Raw genomic sequence first — 8,310 nt, 5'->3', positions numbered from 1 at the left:
TCCAGCCGGCTGATAGAGGCACAGTGGCGTGGTGATAGTCCAGCCGGCTCCGGCGCTGACCAGGCGCAGCACCGCAAAGGTGTTGTCGAGATGGAGTCGGGCCGGTAGCTCCAGCTTGTTCAAGCGCAGATGGCGCTCGATGGCCTGGCCAATCAACGACTGCGGCGTATAGCGCACGAAGTCGAGCTGACGGGCGATCCAGCGCAGGTTGTCCAGGGGACCCGACCAGCCGAGCGGCACCACCAGCACGAAGGTTCGCGCAACAGGGCATGCCGCTCCAGGCCATCGTAGTTCTCGAGACGATCATCGGAGATGATGATGTCCACATGGCGAGTCAGCAGGGCGTGGCTGTGCATATGGGACAGCCCCGTGGTCAGGGTATAGTCCCGCGTATAGCGCCGGATCAGCTCGATCAGCGGCTGCCCCACGGCCGTGGCCATGGAATCGACCAGCGCCAGGCGCACCTGGTGAAGCTGCCCGAAGGCGCCCGACACCAGCTCACGACGGGTACTGCGCGCCTCCTCCAGCAAGCGCCGGGCACGGTCATAGAAGAAGCGACCCGCACTGGTCGGCTCCAGCGGCCGAGTGTTGCGCTTGAACAACGCCACCCCCATCCCCTCCTCGAGGTTGGCCAGGCTCTGGGACACCGACGACTGCTTGAGCCCCAGCCGCCGGGCGGCGGCACTCTGGCTGCCCTGCTCCAGGGTCTCGACGAAGATTTCCATGCTGCGCAGGTCGAACCCGAAGCCGCTTCGCATTGCTCCTCCTGACTCATCATATGACGACGAACTCGAAACCTGGACCGGTCCTGCTCAGTCGGATAGAAGCCGCTCCAATGCCGTACCGGGCATGGGCCGATGAAAGTGGAAGCCCTGGAATCGGCGACAGCCACGGTTCAGCAGGAAGTCCAGCTGCGCCGCGTTCTCGACGCCTTCGGCCACGACCTCGATGCCAAGATGCTGCGCCATGGCCAGTATCGTCTCGACGATGGCGGCGTCGTTGCTGTCGGAATCCAGGTCACTCACGAAGCTGCGGTCGATCTTCAATTCGTCCAGTGGCAGGCACTTGAGGTACGTCAGGGAGGAGAAGCCGGTACCAAAATCGTCGAGGGCAAGATTGACCCCCAGCCGCTTGAGCTGATGCATGCGCTCGACGGCATCACCGAGACCGTCGATCATGATGCTCTCGGTCAGCTCGATGGTCAGCCGCGACGGATCGACGCCATGAGTGCCCAGCACCCAGGTCACTCCTTCGACGAATCCAGGCTGGGTAAAGTGTCGCACGCTGATGTTGACCGACAGGCGAGGCAGCGTTTCGGCCGGCAGTCGAGTCAACAGCTCGCAGCAGTTGTCCAGCATCCAGGTCTCCAGCTCGACGATCAGGTCACTCTCCTCGGCGATGGCAATGAAGACCTCCGGTGAGATCCAGCCATGGACTGGATGCCGCCAGCGCATCAGCGCCTCTACGCCGAATATCCGCCCATCCTGGTCCAGTTGGGGCTGGTAATGAGCAAGGAGCTGGTCTTCGGTCAGTGCGCGGCGCAGGGCCTGCTCCATCTCCAGTCGCCAGGTGATCTGGGTCTGCATTGCCGGCTCATAGCCGCACACCTGGGCCCGGCCCTTGACCTTGGCCTGGTACATGGCGGTATCGGCATGCCGCAGTACATCGCCCACGTCATCGTCGACAGAAAGAGGAAAGAGGGTATAGCCGATACTCGGCGTGACGCTGATCCTATGCCCCTCGAGGTCATAGACCTTTCGCAGCGAGGTGAGAAGATCCCTCGCCATCTGCTCGGCCCTCACCAGCTCGGCCTGCCGGTCCCCCGACAGCGCCGGCACCAGCACCACGAATTCGTCGCCGCTGAGGCGAGCCGCCATGTCCCCGTCGCGCATGAAGACCAGCAACCGCTTGCTGAGCTGCCTGAGCAGCTCGTCACCGACGGCGTGACCCAGTGAGTCGTTGATCATCTTGAAACGGTCGAGGTCGAGGAACATCACCAGGCCCAGGCGACCGTCATCGCGGCGGTCCCGAATGGTGGAAGCCAGAGTCTCGATCAGCAGGCGGCGATTGGGCAGCTCTGTCAAAGGGTCGAAATAGGCCTGGCGATGAATGATCTCCTCGGCTCGCTTGCGCTCGGTGAAGTCCTCGATCAACGCCACACCGCCGACAATGTCGCCCTTCTCATTGCGCAGGGCGTTGTAGAAGGCGCGCAGCGGCGTCAGCTTGCCGCTGACAATGGCTCGATAGGTCCCTTCGTAATAGCCGGTTCCACTGACCAGCGCCTGGCTCACCGCGCTGGAAACCCGCTTGTCCTCCACTTGTTCCAGCAGGTTAAACCCCAGCAGGCGTTGCCGACTCGCCCCGAGAATATCCAGGCATTTCTCGTTGACGTCGACGACCCGCCCTTCCCGGTCGAAGTGCATCACCCCCAGGGGCGTGTGGCGGAAGATGGCACGATAGCGACCCTCGCTCTCACGCAGCTGGGTCTCCCGTGAGGTGACGGCCAGGCGCAGTGCAATATTGTCACTGATGATGCGGTAGAGCCGGCGGCTGACCGTCAACAGGAGCCCGAGGAACAGCACCACCATGGCTGAAAGCAGCCAGGCAAACGACGTCCCGTACAGCAGCAACTGGCCCAGCAAAGGCAGCATGGTGGGAAGGATGAAGATGGGAGCCACCCACCACACCGAGGATAGGGTGGTCATCCCTCCGGCAGTGACCCCAGCCAGCACGATGGCCAGGGCGGCAAGCTGACCGGGATGCTCCATGGTGAACATGATCAGTCCCGCAGCGCCCCACACGGTGCCGGCAATACCGGCCCCCCAGGCGAAACGGTACAGCCAACGCCGCTGACGACGACGGCTGGCGGAAAGGCGCTGGTAATACCAGGCGAGACCCAGGCGACTGCAGGAGACAAACACCAGCGCGGCCAACCACCCGACCAACAGTGTGGCGGGCAATAACGGCCACATCGCTGCAACCAGCAGGCACGCTCCCATTACGCTGGCCAGCACCGGCTGCCACAACCGCTCGTAGAGTAGATGAACCTGCTCCTGGACGAGCTGACGGCGTTGGGGGGAGACAGGCAGAGGTGCACCGAGGCTCTCGAGGCGCTCCTCCGAGGGAAGGACGGGCATGCGATGCTTCCGAATCGATAACTTTGTCGTGGCTCCTATCTTTACCGCATGCCGGCGGATATAGCGAGGGAGCCGCCCTCAACGCAAGGCGGCCGGAGGACTCCCTGTCGTATTCAAGGCCAGGAGTAGACACCACGATTCAGGCCATCCCGAATCGCCGAGATCACCTTGGCCCCGCGCAGCGTAGCCCCGCTGTAGCCATCGATATCGTCGACCATTCGCTCGGGCTCGTAGAGCCTGAACATGCGCGTGACGGGCTCGCCTTCCAGGCGCTCGGCGATCTGGCGATGCTGCACCATGACCGGATAGAGATCGTCGCCCTGCTCCAGTGCCAGGTAGTCCACCCCACGGTAGGCCAGGTAGCGATAGTTGACCGACTCGAAGTGGCCATCGCGCAGGTCGAAGGTGATGTTGACCTGGATGATCCCGCGGTCGGTAAAGACACCGCGGTAGTGGCCATCCAGGGGCATACCCAGCATGGCTCGGTGGAGGCGCTCGTCCTCGGCTGGCGAAAGGCGTGCCTCGGCGGTGTCGGTGTCATTGGCGATCTCGGACGTTTCCTCGACGGCCTGGGACTCGACCGGCTCCCCGTCCTCGTCGACCAGACGCCCGACCAGGTACTCCTCGAGCATCCCCTCGGCCCTTGGGCTGTGCGGCACCCCGGGACGCTTATTGTCCCAACCTCGGTGGCCTCCTTGCCGCACCACTCGAGGATCACCTCCTCTTCGGTGGGGTGGTCGGGGATATAGTCGGTGACGTCGTAGACCCGGCCATGAATGGCCTTCCAGCAGCTATCGGCGCTGTCGTGCTCGGCCAGTTCGTCCAGCGTGATCATGTCGAGATCGTCGTCGGGACGCTCCTCATTCCCTGCCTGGGAAAGCGCACTGGCTGAGAGCAGGGTGAGGATACTGGCCAGGAAAGCGATAAAGGCGGTGTAGGCGATCTTGTTCATAGGAAATCGAAGACCTCGCTGTGTATGCGTGAGGCAGGAATGCCCTGGTCGGTCAGCAGTCGCTTCAGGTGGTCGTTCATCCCCGGGGGACCGCAGATATAGATTTCTCGTTCCGCGTAGTCGGGGCAGTGCTGGCGCAGAAAGGCTTCGTCCAGCCGTCCTCGCTCTCGGGAGTAATGCTGGGTGAAGCTGAAGGATTCATGAGCCTCGGCAATGCCCTCGAGTTCCTCCTGATAGTAGGCACGATCAGGACTATTGGCGAGATAGAAGAGGTGGACATGCCCCGTGAAGCTCCCCCCGAGGCCAGGTCACGGGCACCGCCGACGAAGGGCGTGATGCCGATGCCGCCGCCCAGCCAGAGCATGTCGCGCTTCGGGAAGCGGCGCCCGAAGAACTCCCCATAGGGCCCCTCCACCAGCACCCGGGTGCCCGGCGTCACCGACTGCAGGGCGCGGCTGGCATCACCCAGCTCCTTGATGCCGATGCGCAGCTGATTGTCGCTTGGACTCGATGCAATGGTGTAGGGATGCTCCTCGCGGCGGCCTGCTGCCAGGGTCTCGTCCAGCGGTGACAAGTAGACGAACTGCCCTGTCTCATGGCGCATGCGTCGCCCCTCGGGCTCCAGCACCAGCTCCACCACGCCCCGAGCCAGTCTGTCCACAGACGTGATCCGGTAAGGCAGCCGCGACAGCCGGGGGGAGAGAAGCTTGCGCCAGGCGATGGCACCGAGCCCGGCGATACCGAGCAGCCACCAGGGCCAGGTCTCACCGGCCAGCAGCAGGACATGCCAGAGCCCCAGCAGCACTGCCGCCGCCGAAACCAGGTGCAGGCGCTTCCAGCGCTGGTAATGCAGACGACCGAAAAACCCGAAAGTAGGCGCCAGGAAGATGACCATGGCCAGCCAGGCGAACCAGCCCAGCCAGATCGCACCATGGCTGACAGGAGGAAAGAGAGTTGCCACCGCGGCATCCAGCGAGGATGGCACCGCCGCCAGGGCCAGAGCCAATACATGCACCATGACCAGGATGAAGGCACCGAACCCCATCCAGTGGTGCATCTTCCAGAGCCGAACCAGCCCACCGAAAGGGCGATCGAAACCCGGCAGCCGCAGGCTGACCGCTGCTGCCAGCAGCATCATCGCCAGTCCCAGGATGCCGCTGACCTGTCCCACCCAGGAGAGCCAGGCCGCCGGTGGGCCGCCGATACCGCCCAGGCGCGGCAGCGCCACCAGAAGCGGCAGCAGAAGGAGGACAATTAACAACAGGTCGCCATAGCGAGGTCGGAGGGGCATTCAGGGCTCCATCATGAACAGACTTCTCTCAGTCTTGCTGACTATTTCCATTGCGCAACCCTGTCTGGCGCTAACGCACCGTTGTGTGACCCAAATCAACGCGTCATGCAGCGCGTCAACCACACTGAAGCCCAGGAAGGCCTCCCTGACGTCGATACGCATAACAACAACAAACCATATTCATAGACCGAGGAGCTTCCATGGCTAATAACAAGATGGGCCACAGGGTTTCGCCCTGGCTGGCGCTTGCACTCCCTGCCGCGCTGGCACTGACCTGGGCAACCCAGGGTAGCGGCGTGATCGAGAACGACCATGACCGCAACATCCACATTCCCGATGAGCTGATCATGCCCCTTCAGGTGCAGGTGGCCTACAACGATGATGAGGTCTACTTCCGCTATCGTTGGCCCGCCGAACAGGCCTATGTCTATCACGACATGCTGCGCTACGAGGATGGCGTCTGGCATCGCCATGGCGCCTCGCCCGTCGGTCCGGACCTGGACAACGCCTACGAGGACCGGGTCACCATGCTGGTGGACGATGGCAGCGTTCCCGAGTTCGGCCGCTATGGCGGCTACATCACCGTTGGCAGCGGCATGCGTTACTTCCCGGATGTGGCCGGTGCGGATGAAGTACGCGCTCACCCTCACCTCGGCGAGACCCTGGGCCGCAGCGATGTCCGCAAATACCTGCCGGCAACCCGGACGGACCAGAATGACTGGCGCAGTGTGGTGAATGAGGACCTGCTGAGCGCCCAGCGCGAGGCGGGCTACTTCCTGGACCTGTGGCACTGGCGTGCGGGACGCTCCAACCCCATCGGCATGGCCGACGACAACTGGGTCGGCGAATACCGCAACAGTGATGCCGGCAGAGGCGCCTTCACCACCAACTGGGATGGCGAAAACGCACGGCCCAACTGGATGTTCGATCCCGAAGCCGTGGATATTCACGCCTTGCGCTGGGAGGATGTCGCCGCGAACCACTACGACTTCGACGGCCTCTACTACCTGGCCGAGGACTTTGCCATCGAATTCGATCCCGACCACGACTGGCAGAACGGCGACGTGATTCCACGCCGTCTGCTGCGCCAGCCCGAAGGCTCGCGTGCGGCGATCCGGGTCCATGGCGATGCGCGCTGGGCCGACGGTCATTGGGACGTGACCCTGGTACGCGCCATGGATACCGGAAGCCCGCTGGATGACAAGACCTTCCGCGAACAGGGGCGCTACGACATCGGTATCGCGGTGCACCGGGACGCTACCGGCAGCCGCTGGCACTATGTCTCACTCCCCTTCTCGCTTGGCTTCGGTCGCGAAGCGGATATCCAGGCCCAGCGCCTCAACGGCAGCGAGCCCGACTGGTCCGGTGACTGGACCGACATCACCCTGCTCTACCCCGGCCAAGTCAACTGGCCGCTGCTGATCAGCGATGCCCATGCCGGCGCCAAGGATATCGCCGAAGGCACCTCGGTACGTGCCCGTCATAACGAGAAGCAGCTGGCCTACTACGGCATGGAGATGGAGTTCAACGGCCCCATCACCGCACGCTGGGGCCTGACGCTCTTCAGCGGACTGTTCCTCATGCTGGGCATGACTCTGGCCCTGCTGCCTGCCTTTCGCCCGAATCACAAGGGAGACCTCTAATGGCTGCCATGCATCATATGCTCGTGCACTTTCCACTGGCGTTCTGGCGCTCGCCATCCTGATGATCCTGCTCGGGGCCCTGGCCAAGGGGCGCCTCGCTGAGCTCAGCCGAGCTGCCCTACTTCCGGTACTGGCAATCAGTGTATTGGGGGGCGTAGTTGCCATTATCAGCGGATTCATGGTCTGGCCGATGCAGGCCAATATCACCAGCCGCTGGCCCGCAACCATATCCTGATGGCCTTCTGGTCGCTGGGGATCTTCACCATGCTCACCGTGCTGGTGTGGCAGGCGGGCGACGCCGCCTTCGAAGGGAGCCGTCGCTGGGCACTGGTGATCCTGGCCCTGGTCGGCGGCCTCCTGTTCGCCGCCGCCGGCACACTGGGCGGGCATATGCTCGGCGAGGCCACTCCCTGGTCCGCTGTCCTTGGCCTGCTCGGCTGGAACGTCTACACCACCTATTACACACCCTACTGGGCATTGTTGGTCCTGCTGCTGGTAGGCCTGGGAGGCATCTACCTCGGGTACCGTGCGCCAGGCCGCCTGAAGCCTGGTAAGGCTACGCTCGAATAAACGCTGAACCGAGTGGCTACCATCAAGGGCTCCAAACGGAGTCCTTTGGGTTACCTGATTACGCATGTTGATCAGCCCCTGTCAGGCGCCTATCGGCGCCAGTCGCGATGGAAACCAGCGCTCCAACAGCTGCTCTCTCCACCAACATTGCCTCGACGCTGTCGGAGGAAGCTTAGCGTGGAAGAATCCGGATTGCAGGCGAGCACAAGCCTGCCGGCGATCTTGCAGGCGCCTGCTGTGCCTTATGCGTAATCAAGTTTCGTTATGGATGCCCTATCCGCTCCCTGAATGCAGAAGACCCCGCTCATGGCGGGGCCTTCTGCATAGCGGAGAAGTGCCGGCTACTCGAAGCTGAATCGCGGTGCCGGTGCATCCGGCAGCAGCGCCGCGCAGGCACGCACCTTGTCGAGCAGCGCGTCGTGGCTCGGGGCGACGAGGTTGACGTGGGCGAGCTTGCGCCCGGGGCGCTCGCTCTTGTCGTAGCGATGCAGGTGGGCATCATGGATGGCCAGGATTGCCGCCGGGTCGCCTTCGCGGCCAATCACGTTGACCATGCAGGTGGGCATGCGCGCGGCGGTATCGCCCAGTGGCAGGCCCTGGATGGCACGCAGGTGATTCTCGAACTGGCTGGTTACAGCGCCGTCCATGCTCCAGTGCCCGGAGTTGTGCACGCGAGGTGCCATCTCGTTGGCCAGCAGTCGGCCATCACGGGTCTGG

At 63.4% G+C, this 8,310-nt stretch carries 6 protein-coding genes and 3 pseudogenes; 2 read left to right on the top strand and 7 right to left on the bottom strand.

Annotated elements, in window-relative coordinates; all coding sequences use genetic code 11:
* Nucleotides 1–152: 152 nt before the first annotated feature.
* The 6 genes and pseudogenes from Q427_RS17710 to Q427_RS37030 form a co-directional block, all read right to left on the bottom strand.
* A complete protein-coding gene (locus Q427_RS17710; RefSeq protein WP_231613767.1) occupies nucleotides 153–758 on the bottom strand; it encodes a LysR family transcriptional regulator in 606 nt (201 codons plus the stop codon).
* A 54-nt stretch (nucleotides 759–812) separates the two neighbouring features.
* On the bottom strand, nucleotides 813–3,137 hold the full coding sequence (locus tag Q427_RS17705) for a putative bifunctional diguanylate cyclase/phosphodiesterase (RefSeq protein WP_043516398.1): 2,325 nt from the start codon (nucleotides 3,135–3,137) through the stop codon (nucleotides 813–815).
* 113 nt (nucleotides 3,138–3,250) lie between these two features.
* Nucleotides 3,251–3,844, bottom strand: coding sequence for a hypothetical protein (locus Q427_RS17700; RefSeq protein ID WP_231613766.1), 594 nt, complete (start codon nucleotides 3,842–3,844; stop codon nucleotides 3,251–3,253).
* A 35-nt stretch (nucleotides 3,845–3,879) separates the two neighbouring features.
* Nucleotides 3,880–3,972 (bottom strand): annotated as a pseudogene (locus tag Q427_RS37040) (cytochrome b5 domain-containing protein); the annotation flags it as partial.
* 113 nt (nucleotides 3,973–4,085) lie between these two features.
* Nucleotides 4,086–4,316: pseudogene (locus tag Q427_RS37035) on the bottom strand (ferredoxin reductase family protein); the annotation flags it as partial.
* A gap of 224 nt (nucleotides 4,317–4,540) precedes the next feature.
* Nucleotides 4,541–5,224 (bottom strand): annotated as a pseudogene (locus tag Q427_RS37030) (ferric reductase-like transmembrane domain-containing protein); the annotation flags it as partial.
* 356 nt (nucleotides 5,225–5,580) lie between these two features.
* Between Q427_RS37030 and Q427_RS17690 the strand changes: the two are divergent.
* Both Q427_RS17690 and Q427_RS32485 read left to right on the top strand, forming a co-directional pair.
* Complete coding sequence (locus Q427_RS17690; RefSeq protein ID WP_051496497.1) at nucleotides 5,581–7,023, top strand: ethylbenzene dehydrogenase-related protein; 1,443 nt, start codon at nucleotides 5,581–5,583, stop codon at nucleotides 7,021–7,023.
* A gap of 234 nt (nucleotides 7,024–7,257) precedes the next feature.
* The gene (locus tag Q427_RS32485; protein WP_197030711.1) at nucleotides 7,258–7,593 is read left to right on the top strand and encodes a hypothetical protein; all 336 of its coding nucleotides are present in this window, start codon (nucleotides 7,258–7,260) and stop codon (nucleotides 7,591–7,593) included.
* A 341-nt stretch (nucleotides 7,594–7,934) separates the two neighbouring features.
* On the opposite strand, the gene Q427_RS17680 is transcribed toward Q427_RS32485, so the two are convergent.
* Nucleotides 7,935–8,310, bottom strand: a 376-nt coding sequence (locus tag Q427_RS17680; RefSeq protein ID WP_043516397.1) for an ATP-grasp domain-containing protein, incomplete at its 5' end; no start/stop codon positions are given.

It is taken from the genome of Halomonas sp. BC04 (genome assembly GCF_000568385.1).
This window is presented reverse-complemented; position numbering and strand designations above follow the sequence as displayed.